This window comes from Streptomyces sp. NPDC003038 (genome assembly GCF_040611115.1).
Lineage (GTDB): Bacteria > Actinomycetota > Actinomycetes > Streptomycetales > Streptomycetaceae > Streptomyces.
This window is the reverse complement of record NZ_JBEXNN010000010.1, coordinates 173,140-190,741: the sequence shown is the minus strand read 5'-3', so window position 1 is coordinate 190,741 and position 17,602 is coordinate 173,140. Positions and strand designations below refer to the sequence as shown.

General features: G+C 73.4%; 15 protein-coding genes and 2 pseudogenes. 8 read left to right on the top strand and 9 right to left on the bottom strand.

The genetic code is table 11. From position 1 onward, the window contains the following. The first annotated feature begins 24 nt into the window (after positions 1-24). From ABZX75_RS15955 to ABZX75_RS15945, 3 genes are all read left to right on the top strand, one after another. Positions 25-1,032 (top strand): aldo/keto reductase, encoded by a 1,008-nt coding sequence (locus ABZX75_RS15955; protein ID WP_355410766.1) that lies wholly within the window; start codon positions 25-27, stop codon positions 1,030-1,032. Between the two features lie 196 nt (positions 1,033-1,228). Further along, entirely contained in the window at positions 1,229-2,437 is a 1,209-nt protein-coding gene (locus ABZX75_RS15950) for a PQQ-dependent sugar dehydrogenase (protein WP_355410805.1), read from the top strand. A gap of 42 nt (positions 2,438-2,479) precedes the next feature. Next, a complete protein-coding gene (locus ABZX75_RS15945; protein WP_355410804.1) occupies positions 2,480-2,659 on the top strand; it encodes a DUF6191 domain-containing protein in 180 nt (59 codons plus the stop codon). Here ABZX75_RS15945 and ABZX75_RS15940 read toward each other — a convergent pair. The 6 genes and pseudogenes from ABZX75_RS15940 to ABZX75_RS15915 all read right to left on the bottom strand — a co-directional run. Then, positions 2,622-5,735, bottom strand: a complete 3,114-nt coding sequence (locus tag ABZX75_RS15940) for an AAA family ATPase (RefSeq protein ID WP_355410765.1) — start codon at positions 5,733-5,735, stop codon at positions 2,622-2,624. The genes ABZX75_RS15945 and ABZX75_RS15940 overlap by 38 nt on opposite strands. A 32-nt stretch (positions 5,736-5,767) precedes the next feature. After that, positions 5,768-5,935 carry a hypothetical protein gene (locus ABZX75_RS15935; RefSeq protein ID WP_355410764.1) on the bottom strand — a complete coding sequence of 56 codons (168 nt, stop codon included), beginning with the start codon at positions 5,933-5,935 and terminating at the stop codon, positions 5,768-5,770. A gap of 158 nt (positions 5,936-6,093) precedes the next feature. Continuing rightward, positions 6,094-6,762, bottom strand: coding sequence for a hypothetical protein (locus ABZX75_RS15930; RefSeq protein WP_355410763.1), 669 nt, complete (start codon positions 6,760-6,762; stop codon positions 6,094-6,096). Positions 6,763-6,841: 79 nt separating this feature from the next. Beyond that, on the bottom strand, positions 6,842-7,396 hold the full coding sequence (locus tag ABZX75_RS15925; protein ID WP_355410762.1) for a GNAT family protein: 555 nt from the start codon (positions 7,394-7,396) through the stop codon (positions 6,842-6,844). Positions 7,397-7,435: 39 nt separating this feature from the next. Further along, entirely contained in the window at positions 7,436-9,685 is a 2,250-nt protein-coding gene (locus ABZX75_RS15920) for an MMPL family transporter (protein WP_355410761.1), read from the bottom strand. Between the two features lie 326 nt (positions 9,686-10,011). Further along, positions 10,012-10,374, bottom strand: a pseudogene (locus ABZX75_RS15915) (signal peptidase I); the annotation flags it as partial. 104 nt (positions 10,375-10,478) lie between these two features. Here ABZX75_RS15915 and ABZX75_RS15910 point away from each other — a divergent pair. Next, positions 10,479-11,231, top strand: a complete 753-nt coding sequence (locus ABZX75_RS15910; protein WP_355410803.1) for a GNAT family N-acetyltransferase — start codon at positions 10,479-10,481, stop codon at positions 11,229-11,231. A gap of 644 nt (positions 11,232-11,875) precedes the next feature. Here ABZX75_RS15910 and ABZX75_RS15905 read toward each other — a convergent pair. Next, a pseudogene (locus ABZX75_RS15905) lies at positions 11,876-12,379 on the bottom strand (NAD(P)H-binding protein); the annotation flags it as partial. Between the two features lie 178 nt (positions 12,380-12,557). Between ABZX75_RS15905 and ABZX75_RS15900 the strand changes: the two are divergent. After that, positions 12,558-12,968: a helix-turn-helix domain-containing protein gene (locus ABZX75_RS15900; protein WP_355410760.1), complete on the top strand. Its 411-nt coding sequence runs from the start codon at positions 12,558-12,560 to the stop codon at positions 12,966-12,968. A gap of 166 nt (positions 12,969-13,134) precedes the next feature. Further along, entirely contained in the window at positions 13,135-13,635 is a 501-nt protein-coding gene (locus tag ABZX75_RS15895) for a DinB family protein (RefSeq protein ID WP_355410802.1), read from the top strand. A gap of 110 nt (positions 13,636-13,745) precedes the next feature. Here the strand turns inward: ABZX75_RS15895 and ABZX75_RS15890 are convergent, their stop codons facing one another. Then, entirely contained in the window at positions 13,746-14,489 is a 744-nt protein-coding gene (locus tag ABZX75_RS15890) for a siderophore-interacting protein (RefSeq protein ID WP_355410759.1), read from the bottom strand. 95 nt (positions 14,490-14,584) lie between these two features. Between ABZX75_RS15890 and ABZX75_RS15885 the strand changes: the two genes are divergently transcribed. Continuing rightward, the gene (locus ABZX75_RS15885) at positions 14,585-16,753 is read left to right on the top strand and encodes a penicillin acylase family protein (protein ID WP_355410758.1); all 2,169 of its coding nucleotides are present in this window, start codon (positions 14,585-14,587) and stop codon (positions 16,751-16,753) included. Continuing rightward, the gene (locus ABZX75_RS15880) at positions 16,750-17,355 is read left to right on the top strand and encodes a GNAT family N-acetyltransferase (RefSeq protein WP_355410757.1); all 606 of its coding nucleotides are present in this window, start codon (positions 16,750-16,752) and stop codon (positions 17,353-17,355) included. The genes ABZX75_RS15885 and ABZX75_RS15880 overlap by 4 nt, the downstream gene beginning before the upstream one ends. On the opposite strand, the gene ABZX75_RS15875 is transcribed toward ABZX75_RS15880, so the two are convergent. Further along, complete coding sequence (locus ABZX75_RS15875; protein ID WP_355410756.1) at positions 17,321-17,539, bottom strand: alpha/beta fold hydrolase; 219 nt, start codon at positions 17,537-17,539, stop codon at positions 17,321-17,323. The genes ABZX75_RS15880 and ABZX75_RS15875 overlap by 35 nt on opposite strands. Positions 17,540-17,602: the final 63 nt, after the last annotated feature.

Sequence of the window (17,602 nt, the reverse complement as noted above, 5' to 3'; positions counted from 1 at the left end):
CCGGAGCGTGAGGGGGACGCAGGGGTGGAGCGCAGGTCGATCGGGGCAGGGGCGCTGACGGTGGGTGCCATCGGGCTCGGGTGCATGCCGATGAGCTGGGCTTACGCGCCTTCGCAGCGGCGGGGCGAGGAGTCGCTGGCCGCCGTGCACACGGCTCTGGACCTGGGCTCGAATCTGCTCGACACGGCTGATGTGTACGGCCCCTACACCAATGAGCTCCTGCTCGGCCGGGTGCTGCGGGAGCGGCGGGCCGAGGCGTTCGTGTCGGCCAAGGTGGGGCTGCGGGCGGGTGACCAGCATGTGGTGGCCGACGGGCGGCCCGGGTACATGCGGCGGGCCTGCGACGCCTCGCTGCGGCGCCTGCGGACCGATGTCATAGACCTCTACCAGCTGCACCGGGTGGATCCTGATGTCCCGGTGGAGGAGACCTGGGGGGCCATGGCCGAGCTGGTGGGCGCGGGGAAGGTACGCGCGCTGGGGTTCTGCGCGCTGGGGGCGGGGGCCGGGCCGGGGGCCGGACGGGGTGGGGACCGCGCGTACGGCACGACCCTGCGGCACCTGGAACGGGCGCAGCAGGTGTTTCCGGTGAGTGCGGTGCAGGCGGAGCTGTCGGTGTGGTCGCCGCAGGCGGCGTGGCAGCTGCTGCCGTGGTGTGCGGCGCGCGGGGTGGGGCTCCTGGCGGCGATGCCGCTGGGCAGCGGGTTCCTGACGGGGACGCTCACGCCGGGTCAGGGCTTCGAGTCGCAGGACGTCCGGGCCCGGCATCCGCGGTTCACGGCGGAGGCGATGGCGGCGAACCAGGTGCTGGTGGCGGGGCTGCGGCGGGTGGCGCGGCGGCACGGGCCCGAGGTCACGGCGGCGCAGGTGGCGCTGGCGTGGGTGCTGGCGCAGGGGCCGCACGTGGTGCCGGTTCCGGGGGCCGACCGGGCGCACTGGGCGGCGGAGAACGCGCGGGCGGCGGACGTCCGGCTCACGGGCGGGGATCTGGAGGAGATAGCGGGCCTCCCGGCGGCGGTGGGCGCCTGGGACTGACCCCACAACCACTCGATCGGGTGTACGAGTGGTGGAACTTCGGGAACGGCCGCAGCTGTTGAGACTGGTGAAAGGCACGATCGGAGGACCGGAAGGGAGCGGGACGATGCGATACGGATGGACGGTCGGGCGGCGGGCCGGGCAGGGGTACGGGGCCGGGACAGGGGCTGAGGCCGGGGCCGGGGCGTATGGACCGGTGCGGTACGAGGGGCCGGGCGGGCGGCGCCGGGGCGTGCTGGCGGCGGTCGCGCTGGCCGGGTGCGGCGCCCTGCTCGCGGGGGGATGCTCGCCGGCGGGCGGCGAGGGCGCGCGGGCGGGCAGCTCGCCACCGGGTGCGGCGTCCGCAGGGGCCGGATCCCCACCCCCGTCGGGGAGACCGTCCGCCTCGCCGGAGACCTCCGGTCCGCCGGCCAAGGGCGCGGTGACGGTGACCGGCGAGGTCGCCAAGGGCCTGGAGTCGCCGTGGGGGGTGGCGCCGCTGCCCGGCGGGGACCTGCTGGTCGCCTCGCGGGACAAGGGGACGATCAGCCGGATCGCGGTGGGCTCGGGCACGGTGACGCGGATCGGCGAGGTGCCCGGGGTGGCGCCCGGCGGGGAAGGCGGGCTGATGGGCCTCGCCCTGTCGCCCGGCTTCGCCTCGGACCGGCTGGTCTATGTCTACTTCACCACCGAGTCCGACAACCGCATCGCCCGGTTGCGGTATGACGAGCAGAGACCGGCCGGGCAGCAACTGGGCGCGCCCGACACGGTGTTCAGGGGAATCCCCAAGGGCTTCGTCCACAACGGCGGCCGGATCGCCTTCGGCCCGGACAAGATGCTCTACGCCGGCACGGGCGAGACCGGTGACACCGGGCTCGCGCAGGACAAGAAGTCGCTGGGCGGCAAGATCCTGCGGATGACTCCGGACGGAGATCCGGTGCACGGCAATCCGGAGGCCGATTCCGTCGTCTACTCCTACGGGCACCGCAATGTGCAGGGGCTCGCCTGGGACAAGGACAAACGGCTGTGGGCGGCCGAGTTCGGCCAGAACACCTGGGACGAGCTGAATCTCATCGAGCCCGGCGCGAATTACGGCTGGCCGGAGGCCGAGGGGAAGGCGGGCAAGCCGGGCCTGCGGGATCCGGTGGCCGTGTGGAAGACCGATGAGGCCTCGCCGAGCGGGATCGCCTGGGCGGAGGGGTCGGTGTGGATGGCCGCCCTGAAGGGCAACCGGCTGTGGCGGATCCCGCTGGCCGGGACGGAGCCGGTGGCGGAGCCCGAGGCCTTTCTGGAAGGGCGGTACGGCCGGCTGCGCACGGTGGTGGCACTCGGCGGGGACAGGTTGCTGCTGGTCACGAGCGAGACGGATGGGCGTGGGTCGCCCGAAGCGGGCGACGACAGGATCCTGACACTGACGGTGCGATGACCGATAGGGCCCCGGCCGGGGGCGAAAGGCGCGGTGGACGCGGTGTTCAACATGATCGAGGAGCTGTTCAGTCCGGGGCGCAAGCACACGGACGAGGAGAGGAAGCGGCTGGAGCTGTCCCGGGCCGACGTCGATGACGCTGACCCGGGACGGGGTCCGATAGACCTTGCGTCCGGCAAGGTGCTCATACGACCCGTCGAGCGGCCTCCGGTCGGCGACTGACCGGCCCGGCCGGGGCGAAGAGCCGCAGCCGGTGGGCGAGGGCGGCTGCCTCGCCGCGGCCCGAGACACCCAGCTTGGCCAGGATGTTCGAGACGTGCACGCTGGCGGTCTTCGGGGAGATGAAGAGTTCCTCGGCGATCCGGCGGTTGGTGTTGCCGGCCGCGACCAGGCGCAGCACGTCCCGCTCGCGGCTCGTCAGCCCGAGCGCCTCGGCCGCGTCCGTTTCCGGTACGGGTGGGGCCGGGCGGGGGTTGAGGGCCGTGAGGGGGAGCCGGGCGCGCTGCGCGAGCAGCGCCAGGTCCTCGCGCAGCCGGCGTGAGCCGAGCCGGTCGGCGGTGGCGTGGGCCTCGCGGAGCAGGGCCGCCGCGGGCTCCCGGTCTCCGCCGGCTGCCAGCAGGGCCTCGGCGAGCCGGTGGCGGGCCCGGGCCAGCAGGTACGGGCGCTCCAGCGGGCGGACGGCCTCCTCGACGGCTGTCCAGTCGGCGACGGTGTCCCGGGCCTCGGCCCGGAGCAGCTCGGCCCGGACGTACTCGGCGTGGGCGGCCCACACCGCTGCCGGGGTGGCCAGGGAGCGGGCGGCGGTGCGCAGCACCTCCAGGGCGCGGTCCCGGCCGGCTTCGGCGGCCGGGAGGCCCCGGGCGTCCGCCTCGGCGGACGCGGCGGCGAGCAGCAGCGGCCAGGCGTAGCGGTGCTGTCCGAGCGGGAACCCGTCGGCGACCGCGGCCGTGATCTCGGCGCGGACGTCGGCGATCCGCCCCTCGCCCGCGGCCACGCCGACCGCGAGGCGGTACATCGGGATCCGGTGCTGGGGCTGGATTCCGTGGGTGCCGAAATGGGCGTGGGCGGCGGCGAGCTGGTGGGCGGCCTCGGCCAGCTCGCCGCGGGCCAGGGCCAGGTAGGACAGCCGCGCGGAGGCGGAGCCGCGCGGGGCCGCGCTCTGGCCGACGCTCAGGGTGCGCCGGGCCTGCTCCGCGGCCTCGTCCCAGCGGCCGAGGCTGTACAGGCTCTCCGCCATGTTTCCGCGGACCCAGGCCTCGGTGTCCAACAGCCTTGATCTGCCGATGAGTTCGGCGCCCTGTTCGGCCAGTTCCACGGCCTCCCGTGACCGGCCCATGCTTTCCAACTGAGAGGTGAGATTGATATGTGCACGTCCCGCAAGCATGTCGAGTCCGAGTTCGGCCGCGCGGTCCTTGACCGCGAGCATCTCGGCGATCCCGGCCTCGGGGTCGCCCGAGTCGGTGAGCAGGGAGCCCACCGTGATCCGGGCGTTGAGCTCGATGTCCTCGGCGCCGAGCATCCGCGCGTACTGCACGGCGCGCTCGGCGGCGGCGAGGTTGCCGGGGCCCGGCTTGTAGAGCATCCCCCAGCCCGCGGCCCGGACGAGGACCTCTGCGTGCACCTGGGACGGGGGCAGCCCCCTGACGAGCTCCTGCGCCTTGGCGATCTCCTCCCAGCCGTCGCCGCGGCCGAGGCTGGAGACCAGCCGGGAGCGCTCCGTCCAGAACCAGGCCGACCGCAGTGGGTCGGGGCTCTCCTCCAGCAGGCGCAGCGCGGTCTTGGTTATCTTCAGGGCGCGCTCGCGCTCCCCGCCGTAGCGGGCCGCGACGGTGGCCTCGGCCAGCAGGTCGAGGCGCCTCAGCGGGGTGGTGGCCGGGTCGCAGCCGGAGGCCGGGTACGCGTCGGTGTAGTCGGCCGGGCGCAGCGCCTCACGAATCTCCTCCGGCGCGCTCTCCCACAGGTCCAGCGCCCGCTCCAGCAGGCGCAGCTGCTCGGAGTAGGCGTGCCGGCGGCGGGCGGCGACGGAGGCGGCGAGCACGGCGGGCAGTGCCTTCACCGGGTCGTTCGCGTAGTACCAGTAGTTGGCCAGGCGGATGACCCGCTCCTCGGCGCGGACCAGGGAGTCGTCCTCCTCCATGGCTTCGGCGTAGCGGCGGTTGACGCGGGAGCGCTCGCCGGGCAGCAGGTCGTCGCTGACGGCCTCGCGGACGAGCGAGTGGCGGAACCGGTAGCCGTCGCCGTCCGCGGTGGCGAGGAGGATGTTGGCGCCGACGGCGGCCCGGAGGGCCTCGATCAGCTCGTCCTCCGTCAGTCGGGCGGCCGCGCGCAGGAGCGCGTACTCGACGGTGGATCCGCCCTCGGCCGCGATCCGCACCACGCGCTGGGCCGCCTCCGGGAGGACCTCGACGCGGACGAGGAGCAGGTCGCGCAGGGATTCGGTGAGGCCTGCGCGGCAGCCGCTCTCCCTGGATGCGACGAGTTCCTCGACGAAGAAGGCGTTGCCGTCGGAACGGTCGAAGACGGAGTCCACGAAGTCCTCGTCGGGCTGCGAGGCGAGGATGCCGGCGAGCTGGCGGCGCACCTCGGCCCGGTTGAAGCGGGACAGTTCGATGCGCTGGACGGTGCGCAGCCGGTCCAGTTCGGCGAGGAGGGGGCGCAGCGGGTGGCGGCGGTGGACGTCGTCCGCGCGGTAGGTCGCGACGACGACGAGCCGGCCGCTGGCGAGGGTGCGGAAGAGGTAGGACAGCAGGTGTCGGGTGGAGGTGTCCGCCCAGTGCAGGTCCTCCAGGACGAGGACGACGGTGCGGTCGGCGGCGAGCCGCTCCAGCATCCGGGCCGTCAGCTCGAAGAGCCGGGCGGTGCTCTCCTCGTCGTGCGGGCCGCGCGGGGTGTCGCCGAGTTCGGGGAGGATCCGGGCGAGCTCGTCGGTCTGGCCCGCGGCCGCGGCGGCCAGCTCCTCCGGAAGCAGCCGGTGCAGGGTGCGCAGAGCCGTCGAAAACGGGGCGAAGGGAAGCCCCTCCGCCCCGATCTCCACACAGCCTCCGACGGCGACCACCGCGCCGCGGCGGTCGGCCTCGCAGAGGAACTCCTCGGTGAGGCGGGTCTTGCCGACCCCGGCCTCTCCCCCGATGAGCATCGCCTGCGGCTCCTGGCCGGCGGCGCGTGTCAGCGCGTCGGTGAGCACGGCCAGTTCATCGGCTCGGCCGACGAACACCGGGCTCACAGATCTGGTCTCCACGGTGCCGAGCATCGCACAAACGTCCTGCTGGGCGGCACTCGTTATCCGTGCGCTTCTCATCACGTGCCGGTTCACACCCGTCGCGGCGCGGGCTACGCGGCACGGGTGAAGCGGCTGCGGTGTCCCCTCACCGACCCTTCGGGATCCTGGCTTCGCGAGGAGAGCCGGCTCGCCCGCTTGGCCTCCCGGACCCGGCGGTACTCGTCGGCCTCGCGGATGAGGTCGGCGCGGCGGGCGGTGGCCATCTCGTACTCGAACATCTCGTACTCCCTGGTTGCGTTTCTCGGTCACCTCGTTCGGTGTGATCCAAGATTCGCGTCCCAGGGGGTCCTGGCACATCGGGCGCATGCCGCATCTGTACGAGGCGGGGGTCCTTAGTCCAGGGCCGAAGGTCCCTGAGGGGGACTAAGGCAGCGCCTTAGACGGCGGTGGGGACCGTGGGGAGGGGAACCAGGACGTCGAAGTACATGAGGCCGAAGAGCAGTACGCCCAGGGCGCCGATCGCGACGGCGGCCCACGCGACGGAGCGGACCCAGGCCGGGAGGGTGCGGCCGGGGGTGGCGAAGGCCGGGAGGGCCAGCACGAAGACGGCGATGAGGAGGGCGAGGGTGGACAGGACCCCGTTGACGAGGGCCGTGAGGTGCCAGGAGTCGCCGTACAGAGCGGCGATCTGCTCCGCGGGCGTGGACGTCTTGCTGCCCTCGATCTGGCCGATGAGGTTCTGCCGCTCGGCGATGACGCGGGAGACCCAGCTGCCGCTGAGGGCGACGAGCCCGAGGCCGGCAGCCACGACGGCGCCGGCACCGGCGCCGACACCGGCGGACCGCTCCTCGTTCGCGGCCGCCTCGTCGTCGAAGTCGTCGTCGAGATCCTCGTCGGCGGCGTCCGTGGGTTCGGTGTCGGCGGGCCCGGCGGCATCCGCCTTGCCCTCGGCCTTGTCCTCCGCCTTGACCTGGGCGTCGGCCTCGGCCTTCTTGAGATCGGCCGGGGTGTTCGCGCCCGCCGTGTCCGCGTCCGCGGGGGTGCCGGGCTCGGCGGAGGAGTCCGACTCGGGAGCGGTCGGGGCGGGGGTCTTGGTGGTGTCCATGCGGGGCACCGTAGGCGTCGTTTCTGAGAGGTTTCTGAGAATCCGCCGGGCCGCCCGGTCCGGACGGCGCCGGGCGGGGCTAGGCAGGCTTGGCCGCGGCCCACTCGGGGGCGAGGACCGACCAGATCTCGGTGTCCCGGCGGGTGCCCCGATGGAGGTAGTTCTGCCGCAGGACGCCCTCGCGGGTCATGCCGAGGCGCTCGGCCACGGCGAGGCTCTTCGTGTTGGCGGTGGAGGCGCGCCACTCCACGCGGTGCATGCCGCGCTCGCCGAAGGCCCAGTCGACGAGGATGCGGCAGGCCTTCGTCACGAGGCCGCGGCCAACGGCGGCGGGCTCCAGCCAGCAGCCGACCTCGCAGGTGCCGGTGGTGGCGTCGAAGGTCCGGAAGAGGACCCCGCCGACAAGGGTGCCGCCGGTGCGGATGCCGTAGAGGCGCCCGCCGTCGGCGGCCGTCCGCTGCGCGTAGTTCGCGAGGAAGGCCCGCGCCGAGTCGAGGTCCGCGGCGACGTCCGCGAGGACGATGTGCTCACCGATGTACTCGCGGCCGCGGTCCATGTGCGCCAGGAACTCCTCGGCGTGCCAGATCTCCAGGGGGAACAACTGCGCGTCGTCGGCGAGGTCTATCGAGAACATGCGGCATCTTCCTTGGGGCTCGTGCGGCGGGTTGCCGGGTCACCGGGAGGCTGTCGCGGGCTCGGCGCCGTCCTCACTCGTGGCGGGGTCCGCGCCGGTCCGCTGCGCCGGAAGTTTCGCATACGGACGGTGTTCCGGGGCTTCGATGCTGATGCGGGGCAGGCGCCGGTCGAGCCAGGCGGGCAGCCACCAGTTGGCACCGCCGAGCAGGTGCATCAGGGCGGGGACGAGGAGGGTGCGCAGCACGAAGGCGTCGAGGGCCACGGCGGCCGCGAGCGCGATGCCGAACATCGCGATGAGCCGGTCGCCGCTGAGCACGAAGGCCAGGAAGACGGAGATCATGATGACGGCCGCCGAGTTGATCACGCGGCTGGTCTCGGCCAGGCCGACGCGGACGGCCCGCTTGTTGTCACCGGTCTCCAGCCACTCCTCGTACATCCGGCTGACGAGGAAGACCTGGTAGTCCATCGACAGCCCGAAGAGGACGGACACCATGATCACGGGGAGGAAGGGTTCGATCGGCCCGGCGCTGCCCAGGCCCAGCAGCTCGCTGCCCCAGCCCCACTGGAAGATCGCCACGACGACGCCGAAGGACGAGGCGACGGCCGCGACGTTCATGGCCGCCGCCTTGACCGGGATCCCGATGGAGCGGAAGGCCAGCAGCAGGAGCACGCAGCCGAGGCTGATGACCACGCCGACGAAGAGCGGCAGTTTCCCGATGATGACCTCGGCGAAGTCGTCGTAGCCGGCGGTCACCCCGCCGACGTGGACCTCCAGGGAGTTGCCGTGCCCGGCGCGCGGGATGACGTCCGCGCGGAGGGTGTCGACGAGCTCGCTCGTGGCCCGGGACTGGGGGGCGGAGTCCGGTACGACGGTCAGTACGGCGGTGTCCCCGCTGCGGTTGAAGACGGCCGGGCCGGTGGTGGCGACGCCCTTCGTCGTACGCAGCGCCTCGGCGAGGTGGTCGACGGCGAGCCGGCCGCCTGCGCCGTCGAGGCGGGCGACGACGGTGAGCGGGCCGTTCATGCCGGGTCCGAATCCGTCCGCGAGCAGGTCGTAGGCCTTGCGGGTGGTGGAGGTGGCCGGATTGTTGCCTTGGTCGGAGGTGCCCAGGTGGAGGAAGAAGGCGGGCAGGGCCAGCACCAGCATGACGGCGGTGGCGACGGCGCCGAGCAGCTTGGGACGCCGTTCCACGAAGGCCGACCAGCGGGCGGCGAAGCCGGTGGTGTGCTCGGGTCGCGGGCCCTCGGCGGCGAGGGTGCGGCGCTCGCGGCGCGAGAGGGCCAGCATGCCGATGAAGGAGAGGAGGGCGGGCAGCAGGGTGACCGAGGCGGCGACGGTCAGGACGACGGTGACGCAGGCGGCTATCGCGACGCCGTTGAGGAAGTCCAGGCGCAGCACCAGCATGCCGAGCAGTGCGATGCAGACGGTGGCGCCGGCGAAGACGACGGCCCGGCCGGTGGTGGCGACGGAGTTCTCGGCCGCGTCCTCGACCTCGAGGCCGCGCGCCAGTCCCTTGCGGTGCCGGGTGACGATGAACAGTGCGTAGTCGATGCCGACGCCCAGGCCGACGAGGGTGCCGAGCATGGGGGCGAAGTCGGCGACCGGCATGACGTGCCCGAGCAGGGTGATGCCGAAATAGGCGGTGCCCACGCTGACCAGGGCGGTCGCGATGGGCAGCAGGCTCGCGGCGAGAGATCCGAAGGCCAGGAAGAGCACCAGGGCGGCGACGGCGACGCCGATGATCTCGGCGAGGTGGGCGGTGGGAGCCTCGGTCAGGCCGATGGCGCGGCCGCCGAGTTCGACCTGAAGGCCGTCCGCCTCGGTGGCCGGGTTCTTCGCCGCGTCGACGACGGCTTTGGCCTGCGCCTTGGGTACGGAGTCGGCCGGCTGGTCGAAGGTCACCACGGCGTAGGCGGTGCGTCCGTCGGGGCTGATCCGGGCGGCGCTCTCGGGGGCTTCGCCGTAAGGGCCGCTGACCGATCCGACGCCGGGGAGTTCGGCGATGACGCGGAGGGCGCGGGTCATGCGCTCCTCGACCGCGGGGGTGCGGGCGCTCTGATGGTCCGGGGCCCGCCAGACGACGGTGTTGGTGTCACCGCCCTGGCCGTGGAAGCCCTGGCGCAGGAGGGTTTCGGCCTTGCCGGACTCCGTGCCGGGAACCTCGTAGTCCGTGGAGAACGCCGTTCCGGCGGTCGCCGCGGCCGCGGCGGTCGACCCCAGCGCGAGCAGCCAGATCAGGAGGGTGAGGAGGCGGTGGCGCATGCACCACCGTGCGATTGCTGCCAACGGACGTGCTCCCTGGTGGTCCGGATCTTTACCGGGAGACAGCCCGACGCAAAGAACGCTTGAACTCGTGAAGACCAGGCCGTCGGCCCATGGGGTCGCCCCAGGGGTTCGGCCCACATGGTCTACACCGCAACGATCTCAGCGTTTCGTGATCGTTAGTCCCTTTCGTGGGCATCGTCACAGAGCCGTGGAGCTGGTGCGGGACCTGGTCATGGAGCCGGGTGGCCGGAGGAGGGCCGGGCGCCTTGAAAGTCACCTTGAAGGTCGCCCGGACGCTCGTCACGCGGCTCTTCGAACTGGCCGTCCTGCCGGTCGTCCGGTTCATCGACCCGGTAACCGGGGATCGAGGGCCACCGGACGGTGAGGACCACGGCGTCCTCCTCCGCGTACCAGGAGTGGTCCACGCCGCGTCCCCACAGCACGTAGTCCCCCTGCTCGGCGAGGACGACGGTACGGCCCGGGAACTCCAGCCGGAAGCGCCCACTGATCAGCACCAGCAGGGCGGTGCGCTTCTCCGCGGTGGCCCACCGCTCCCGCTCGTCACCCTTCGGGTGGACGCCCCACTTGATCTCCACGTCCTCGCTGTGACGGGGATCGGAAGGGTCCTTGAAGTGGCCGAGGAGCCAGCCCCGGTCGGCGGCGGCGTCAGGGGTGGCCTTGCCGGTGTAGATGGTGGAGTCGTCGTTCACGGGGTGAGGCTAATGCAGTTGTGCGGTGGGACCGGCACTGGTGAGCTGGGCCGGTGACGGATCTTGACGAACTGCTGAAGGTACGGGCCCACTACGACGCGCAGATGCGCCGCGACGCACAGCCGGACGCGGCGCGGGCCCGCGTGGAGCGCGTGGGCGCGGTCGTACGGCAGACCGTGTCCGGGCCGGGGCTCGGGTGGAACGGCGTGCTCTGGTCCGACCTCGACGAGGAGACGGCGGACGGGGAGATCGCGGCGCAGGTGGCGTTCTTCGCGGAGCGGGAACCGTCCGGGTTCGAGTGGAAGCTGTACGACTACGACCGCCCGGCGGACCTGGGGGAACGGCTGCGGGCGGCCGGGTTCGTTCCGGAGCCGGCCGAGACGCTGATGGTGGGGCGGGTGGACGAGCTCGCGGGCCTGCCGGCGGAGCCGCCGGAGGGGATCACCCTGCGCGTGGTGACGGACGAGGCGGGCGTGGATCTGATGATGGAGGTCCACCAGCAGGCCTTCGGAACCGAGCGCCCGCAGATCCGGGAGCAGATGCTCGGCCTGCTCAGGGACGAGCCGGAGACCATCGCGGCCGTGCTGGCGATGGCCGGCGACACCCCGGTCAGCTCGGCCCGGATGGAGATGCGGCCGGGGACGTCGTTCGCGGGCCTGTGGGGCGGCGGCACGGTTCCGCGGTGGCGCGGCCGCGGCATCTACCGCCTGCTGGTCGCCCACCGGGCACGCCTGGCCGCGGGACGCGGCATCCCGTACCTCCAGGTCGACGCCTCGGACGACAGCCGCCCGATCCTGGAACGGCTGGGATTCCGCGCGCTGGGCGTGACCGTGCCGTATGTGTGGGCGGGGGCGTAGGTCCTGCCGGTCCAGCCCCGGCCCCCGGCCCCCTCGTCCCGCGCACCCGCCGGGTCAGCCGGCTCGGCCCGCGACGCACCTCCGGGCGGGCGACCGGTCGCCCCAGCGCACAGGCCGGGTCGGCCGTCGCACCACGGAGGTGTGACCGGTCGCCCCAGCACTCCGCCCGCGCAGCCGCATCAGCCGAGACGCACCGCCGGGCAGCCGGATCGCCCCCGAGGGGTGAGCGGCGGTCAGTTGGGGCGCGCCCGCCGGGGGCAGCGGGATCTCCCGCGTCGTCGTGGGGCAGGCCGCGTACGAGGCATCCGCGCCCCGGTCCCGGATGAGCTGGCGGCTTCGCCGTGTGCGGGCTGCCCCGGGTGTCACGGGGAGGGGCCGCCTGGTGGGGCTGGAGGTGGACCTGGGCCGGAGCGTGACGCGAACTCCCGGCCGCCTTCGCTGACTCCGTCCGGGCACGCCCTCGCAGGGGCCGGGGGCGCAGCCGCGTACCACCCCACCGGGCGGGCACCTCCCAGCGTCAGCCGGGGGAGTTCGAGGCGTACCACCTCCGGCCGCCCCCCGGAGGCCGTTGAGGCGCGGGCTCCGGGGCGGCGTCTCAGGAAGCGTGTGGGCTCGTTCCAGGCGGTCGGGCGGGGGCCCGATCGTCAGGCGGCGGTCACCCCCGCGTGGGTCCGGTGCAGCGTCGGGGCCACCGCCTCGTCCAGCAGCGCGCGGGCGAAGTCCCCGGGCGTGATCCGGCTGTCGGCGGCGGCCGGGGCGAGTACGTAGCCGCCCGTGGGCTCGGCCTCGTGGTCGAAGTCCCCCGCCGGGCTCACCACCAGCCAGTCCAGTGCCTGCGGCGCGGCCGCCCGCAGCGCCTCGGTGCCGGCGCCGTGGCCGACGTAGAACTCCCGCCACTCCTGCGGGTAGCCGGGGGTGTCCATCAGCAGGTCCCCGGACGCGGTGGGCAGTACGGACGCCAGCCCGACCGACACCATCCGCTTCACCCCGGCCGCCGGCAGCCCCTCCGCGAGGGCGCGGGCGACGGCCGGGAAGAATGCGCCGGGCCGTACGCCGGCGTCGTACACGGCGACGATCGCCGCGTCGTGCCCGGCCGCGAGCCGGGCCACGGCTGCCGGGTCCGTCACTTCGCCGTCGGCCCGCCCCGCCGCGGTGACCTCGTGGCCCCGGCGCCGGGCCTCCGCGACGGCCGCCCGGCCGACCCGGCCGCCCGGCCGACCCGGCCGCCCGACCCGAACACGATGATTCTGCTGCTCTTCGTTTCCATGAGCGGGAGCCTAAGGAGAGGGCTGGTTTCCGATCGGATACCGCCTTACCGTGTGGATCATGACGAAAGCGCAGGCGCAGGCGCAGGCGCAGGGCGAACAACGGACCCCGCTGGATCCCGAGATGTTCGACCCCGTCTGTCCGTCCCCGCTGGTGCCGTTCCGCGTGGGCGACAAATGGGCCACGTTGATCCTGCGGTGTCTGCAGGACGGCCCGCGCCGGTTCTCGGAGCTCAAGGTCCCGTTGCGCGGTGTGACGGCCAAATCGCTGACGCAGTCCCTGCGCAGACTGGAGCGGGACGGTTTCGTCCTGCGCGCGGAGTGCGAGGGTGCGGAGCGCCGCGTCGAGTACGCCCTGACGCCGCTCGGCCGGGGCCTGCTGGGACCGTTGGACGCGGCCTGTGTGTGGACCCGGGAGCACTGGGACGAGCTGATCGACGCGCAGGAGGCCGGCCTTTCCGGAGGCCGCTGATCCCGGGCGGCGAGGCAGCTGATCCCGGCGGCGTCGACGCGGGTGGACCGCGCACGCCGCGATCCGGGGCGATGGCCACGGCAGGGTCGCCCCCGCGCCGGCCACCCGGCAGGATCACCGCAAGGAACGCGTGGAACGCAAGAAACACAAGGAACGCAAGGAACGCATGGAACGCGTGGGACCACCCCTGACCGGCGATGAGCGCGAGACCCTCCGGGCCTACCTCGACTACCACCGGGCCACTCTCGCCTGGAAGTGCGAGGGCCTCACCGACGAGGAGCTGCGCCGCCGCTCCATGCCTCCGTCCACCCTGTCCCTGCTGGGGCTGGTGCGGCACATGGCCGAGGTCGAACGGCACTGGTTCCGCCGCACCCTGGCCGGCGAGGACCTGTCGCACGTGTGGTCGGACACGCACGACTTCCAGGCGGCCTACGACGTCTCCGGTTCCAGCCGCGCCGAGGCGTTCACCGCCTGGGAGGCGGAGGTGGCCCACGCCCGACGCATCGAGGCCGCCGCCGAGTCGCTGGAGGTGACCGCGTACGTGGCGAGTTGGAAGCAGGAGGCGTCCTTGCGCCTGGTGATGCTCCACCTGATCCACGAGTACGCCCGCCACAGCGGCCACGCCGACTTCCTCCGCGAGGCGATCGACGGCGTCACCGGCGCCTGACGCGGCGCCATGGCTCCGAGACCGCGAGCCCCTGAGCCCCCCGAGTCCTCAACCCCGAGCCAAGTTCTCCAGCGCCCCTGAGCCCGGGGATCCCCATCCGTCCCCGGGGCTCAGGCTCCGGACTCGCCCGCCCGCCAGTACCCCAGTCCGTTCACCCGCTGCTTCGGCACGGCCAGGTCCTTGCGCAGGTAGGCCGTCAGCGCCCGCGTCGTCGCCGTGTCGCAGGCCAGCCAGACGTACGCCGACGCCGGGTCCGCGACCAGCTCCGGCAGTTCGGCCTTGACCCGCTCGACCAGGGCGGTACCGCCCCGTGCGACCCGCCGGATGTCGTGCCGCCCCGCGTCCGCCCGTACCGGCAGCTGCGCGTCCGACGCGTGCTGCGTCTCGAACCAGATGGTCGCCGGGGTCTGCGGGTAGGCGTCCAGAAGGGAGTTGACGGCGGGCAGCGACGCCGGGTCGCCGATGACCAGCAGGCGTTCGGGAGTCGGGTCGGGAGCGGTGAATCCGGTGCCCTGGACGGTGGCCTCGATGGTGTCGCCGGGCTTGGCGCTTCGCGCCCAGTCGCTGGCCACACCGTCGTGCAGGGCGAATTCGAAGGAGAACGTGCCGGCGGCCGGATCGGGGTTCACCAGCGTGTAGGCCCGCTGGTGCGGCCGGCCCGCGCCCTCGAACCACACCCGTACCCACATGGTCGGGTGCAGCGAGTCCCCCGCCACCGCCAGCAGCCCGCCGTCCGTGAAGTGGACCCGGCGGTAGTGCTCGGTGACGTCGTGCGTCCCGGTCACCGTGAACGTGAAGTCCTTGCCCCGCAGGAGCTTGAGGACCACGCCCTCCCAGCCCTTACCGACAGCCATGCCCGACCCCTCCCACCGACACCCTTATAGTTAGGCGAGCCTAACCTAATGCACCTTTGGGGAAGAGTGTGAACAGCGTGAGCAGCGGGAGCAGTGTGAGCGGGAGCAGCGGGAACAGTACGGAGGCCCACGGGAATCACGAGGTCTACCGCGACGCCTGGGGCATCCCCCACCTTCGCGCGCCCGACAGCCCGGGCCTCTCCTACGCCCAGGGCCGCACCACCGCCCTCGACCGCGCCTGGCAGCTGGAGGTCGAACGGCACCGCGCCCAGGGTTCCAGCGCCGCCTTCCTCGGCCCGGAGTCCGTCGCCTGGGACCGGTTCGCCCGCCAGTGCCGCCTCACCGACACCGCCATCCGCTGCTACGAGGCCCTCGACGCGGTCACCTCCGCCTGGGTCCGCGCGTACGTCGACGGCGTCAACGACGGGCTCACCGCCGGGGCCGCCCGCGACGAGCGTTTCGCCCGCACCGGCCTCACCCCCACCCCCTGGGAGCCGTGGGTTCCGCTCGCCGTCTGGATCGCGACGCACATCCTCTTCGCCGGCTTCGCCACCAAGCTGTGGCGCGAGCGCGTCGCCCGCGCCCTCGGCGACGACGCGGTCACCCTCTTCGCCACCGACGGTCCCGGCACCGCCGGCAGCAACGGCTGGCTGGTTCCGGGTGACCGCACCACCAGCGGTGCGGCGATCATCGCGGGCGACCCGCACCGCTTCATCGAGGACCCGGGCGTCTACCAGCAGATGCGTCTCTCCTGCCCCGAGTACGACGTCCTCGGCCTGGCCGTCCCCGGCGTCCCCGGGCTCGCCCACTTCGGGCACACCGGCACCGCCGCCTGGGCGATCACCAACGCGATGGCCGACTACCAGGACCTGTACGTCGAGCAGTTGCGCGAGAACGGCTCCGGCGTCGAGGCGCTGGGCCCGGACGGCGTATGGGAGCCCGTCCACCGGCACACCGAGACGATCACCGTCGCGGGCGCCGACCCCGTCGAGGTGGAGGTCCTCGAAACCGCCCGCGGCCCCGTGATCGTCAACAGGGGCGGCGGCGCGGACGCGGGCACGAACCCCGGCGCGGCACCCGGCGCGGCCCCCGGCACGGACGCGGCCAGCACCGCCGCCGCCGCGACCACCACCACGGAGGCCCTCTCCCTCCGTTACCCGCCCCGCGTCCGCCAGGACCTCGGCTTCGCCGCCCTCCCCGCCCTCCTGCGCGCCCGCACCGTCGCCGACATCGACCGCGCCCTCGACGGCTGGGCCGAGCCCGTCAACGTCGTCCACGCCGCCGACACCGAGGGCGGCCTGCTGCACCGCGTCGCGGGCGCCGTGCCACTGCGCCACCGCACCAACCGCCTGCGGCCCGTGCCCGCGTGGGATCCGCAGTACGCCTGGCAGGGCTGGGCGGACACCCCCGCCGAGCCCGTGCAGGGTTTCGCCGTCATGGCGAACGCCCGCGGGATCGCCTCCCCTCTCGGCGTGGAGTTCGCGCCCCCGCACCGCGCCGACCGCATCCGCGAGCTGCTCAGCGGCTCCGCGGACTGGACCCCGAAGGCGATGGCCGACGTACACCGGGACACGCACCTGGCCTCGGCCGCGCCGCTGCTCGCCCTGCTGCCCGCGCTCGACGGCCTGTCCCCCGCGGCGGACGCCCTCCGGGCCCGACTGCTCGCCTGGGACCGGCACATGGCGGCCGAGAGCACCGACGCCACCGTCTTCTCCGCCTTCCGGACCGCGACCGTACGACGCCTCGCCGCCGACCCCGTCTTCGCGGACCTGGCGGGGGCGCCCACCGGCCCCGAGGTGTTCCACCCCTGGCTGTACCTGGTCCCCCGCGTCGGCTACGCCCTCGAAGGCCTGCTCACCACCTCCCTCCTCCCGGACCTCGACCGCGTCGGGCACGTCCGCGCCGCCCTGGAGGAGACGGCGGCGGGCGACGCCCCGGATGTTCCCTGGTCGGACGTCCACCGCCTGACCCCCTGGTCGGCGCTGCCGGACCCGGACGCGCAGTGGCCGGGCCTCGGCGGCGACCACGACTGCGTGAACGCCACCTCCTCCGTCCCCGGCTTCACCGACCTCACCGCCCGTGCGTCGGCGGCCCGTTATGTCTGGGACCTCGGCCGCCGCGAGGACAGCCTCTGGGCGGTCCCGCTGGGCGCGGACGGCGTCCCCGGCTCGCCCCACCACCGCGACCAGCTGCCCCTGTGGGCCGCGTGCGAACTCGTCCCCGTCGTCACCGACTGGACCCGCCTCACCAAGGAATCGATATGACCTCCACCGTCAGACAGCCCCTGTTCACCCACCTGGTGGAGGGCTTCGGCGCGGTCACCATCACCCCCGTCGACCCGGCCGCCGACGCCCCCCTGATCCACCGCTGGGTCACGCAGGAGCGGGCCCGCTTCTGGGGCATGGGCGAGGCCAGCCTCGAACTGGTCCAGGAGATCTACGAGGACGTCGACCGCCGCACGACCCACCACGCGTTCATGGTCAGCCGCGAGGGTGAGCGGGTCGCGCTGTTCCAGACGTACGACTGCGCCGAGGACCGGGTCAGCGAGTGCTACGAGGTCCAGCCCGGGGACGTCGGCGTGCACCTGCTGATCGGCCCCTGCGACGGCGTGCCCGAGCGCGGCTTCAGCGCGGCCCTGTTGACGGCCTTCATGGCGTTCGTGTTCTCCGACACCAGCGTCCGCCGTGTGATCGCCGAGCCGGACGCCCGCAACGAGAAGGCCATCGCCCGCCTGGAGCGCACCGGTTTCATGCTCGGCCCGGAGGTCGAACTCCCGGAGATCGACCTCCCCGAGGTCTACCTCCCGGCCAAGCGGGCCCGCCTCACCTTCCTCAGCGCGCCGGTACCTCAGCCAGAAACCCGCTGATCAGCGCCGCCCACTCGGCCGGGCGCTCGGCGAACGGGAGGTGCCCGGTGGGCAGTTCCACGAGTCGCGCGTCCGGCAGGGCGTCCGCCAGCTCCCGCTGGAGGGCGAGCGGCACGAGCCGGTCCTCGGTCGTCGCGACGACCAGGGCCGGTACGTCGATCCCACCCTCAAGCGCTGACGACACGAAGGGCGCCCCGCACCGGTACGGAACCGGTGCGGGGCGCCCTTGTACGGCGTATGGCGTACG